Source organism: Sodalis sp. (in: enterobacteria) (genome assembly GCF_047607725.1).
Taxonomy (GTDB): domain Bacteria; phylum Pseudomonadota; class Gammaproteobacteria; order Enterobacterales; family Enterobacteriaceae; genus JBLKSS01.
Genome location: NZ_JBLKSS010000343.1, coordinates 1 through 2,073 on the forward strand (window position 1 = coordinate 1; position 2,073 = coordinate 2,073).

Annotated in this window: 2 protein-coding genes and 1 pseudogene; all 3 read right to left on the bottom strand. The window is 61.3% G+C overall.

Annotation, left to right across the window (positions count from 1 at the left end):
* Nucleotides 1–702: pseudogene (locus ACMX3H_RS20115) on the bottom strand (hypothetical protein); the annotation flags it as partial.
* On the bottom strand, nt 699–1,286 hold the full coding sequence (locus ACMX3H_RS20120) for a YmfQ family protein (RefSeq protein ID WP_415211954.1): 588 nt from the start codon (nt 1,284–1,286) through the stop codon (nt 699–701). The gene ACMX3H_RS20120 and the pseudogene ACMX3H_RS20115, both read right to left, overlap by 4 nt.
* Nucleotides 1,283–2,073: baseplate J/gp47 family protein (locus ACMX3H_RS20125; protein WP_415211955.1), on the bottom strand; the 791-nt coding region annotated here is incomplete at its 5' end. The genes ACMX3H_RS20120 and ACMX3H_RS20125, both read right to left, overlap by 4 nt.

Here is a 2,073-nt window from a genome sequence, read left to right on the forward strand (position 1 = left end):
TGGGAGATTGCCTGGATAAGGGTAATAGCGGCATTCACCTGAACGTGTCTCGTTGCCGCTTCGCCCCCTGCCATAAAAATGCAAAATATCTGTGAGGTGGCCACCACCGGATAGGGAGACAGCTTTCCCAAACGTTGCCCCACCACTGGCGGTAACGTTGCCACCCACTTCAAGATTCTGTATCCAATGCAGGCGCTCTGTATTCCATTCGCCGGTTTTGACATTGTTGGCGTACAACGCGACGCTGCCTTTGCCATTGGCAATCAGCCCTGAATCGCTGTCGCCGACATTGACCGAATGGGTGATCTGCAGACGGCCGTTAACCGTGCCACCGGTACGTTTATCCAGCGCGTTTTGTGCCTGTTCAGCGGTATTTTTCAGCCCCAGATGGGCCACGAACGCCGCTTTATCCGGGATATCCGCACCGTTTTTTCTCTTAAGCAGGCTCTGGTTGCTCTTCTCTTCCTGCGATTGTTGAATCAGCCCTTGGATGGCCTCGGCCAGCTGGCTATTTTGTGCCGGATTGGGCTGCATCCCGGCGGCCGCCAGAATATTTTTCTGCTCCGTCTGGGTATCGATGACCGCCCCCTGCATGGCGTTCAGCCACAGGGCGTAGAGCACGGTGCCCCTGACGTCGCCGGCCGGATCGCCGTCATGAAACAGCCCGTCATCGCTGTCAATCGGCGCGATAATGTCCTTCATGGGCGCGTTTTCTCCCGGTAGTTAAACACCACCTGCGTGTGCGCGGGTTTCAGGTCTTTAAACAGGCCTTCAATCAGGTTCTGGCCAAAGGTCAGCAGCTTTTCCCCGGCCACCGAGCTGCCGGCGCGGAAGCGGTAGACCGGCACCTGCGCGTCATCGATATTGACTATCCATAGCCAGATAATCTCCGGCACCCAGATACGCTCGCCGGCCCGGCCAATGCCGGCGCGGAACGGCTCCGGCTCGTCAATGGTGATGCGGTAGCCCAGCGATTTAGCGAGATGGATAAAGTATGTCCGGCTCAGACCACCGGTGGCGTTGATTCGCGCCAGCACCTGCTGACGACGCTGCTGTAGCGTCATGCCGCTGTCGGGGGAAAGACTTAACATCCGCTCCCAATCCGCCAGCAGCCCCACGGCGAGGAAGGGGGTGATACCGTCGGCCACTTCACCGGCGCGGATTTCCAGCTGTGCCAGGCTCTGCCCCTCGGCCTGCAGTTCAGCCGTCAGGCGCTCACCGGTCAGCGCATAGCTTTTTGGTGGCAGCAGGGCACTGAGCAGCTGTGCGTAGTCGCGGCCGTTCATGGCATTGTCTCCACGGTGATAGTCCCTGCGCGTATCCACTGCACGGTCTGTTTGTTCACCACCGGCACCACATTGGCGCTGGGGGCAAGCAGCTGGTAGTCCACCACGCCGACCACTTCCGATATCAGCGCCCCCAGCTGGGTTCTGACCGCCACCTCGCCGGGGGCCAGGCGGTTAAAGTAGTCGGTGAGCGCAGTCGTCATCTGTTTGCGCGCCGCGTCCAGCGTCAGGTTGCTCAGGCTGACCCGGGCCGTGATATCGGCTTTCACCACCTCGGGGGCCAGCACCAGGCAGTCTTTCGCGGTGACCGGGCGCATCTCGTCAATGTAGCGCTGCACCGCCTTAATCGTCTCCGGCGATGGCAGGTCGTTATCGGTGACTATCACCACATCCACCGTGCCGTAGCCCCGGCGCAGCGGGTAGACATAGGCTTCGGTGACGCCCGGCAGGGACACCGCCCAGCGATGGTAATCATATTGATTGCCGCCCGCCGGCGGACGGCGTATCACCTCCAGCAGACGTGCCAGCAATGCGGCGTCGGATTCGGCCTCGCTGCCGCCGACCATGCGGGTGAGTGTCACCTTGCTGTCAACACCGGCGGGGGCCATCAGCAGCGTTCCTGGCGTGTTGTCCGCCAGATTGCCCTGGGTACCGCTGTCGAGTGCGCGGGCGGGCAAGGTCAGACTGCCGGTTGCGTCTATCGTGCCCGGCGCGGTGGTCTGGTAGCGCTGACGGCTTCCGGTAGGCCGCAATTGCAGCAGGCCGGTAATGTTTGCCCCAGGGTTGC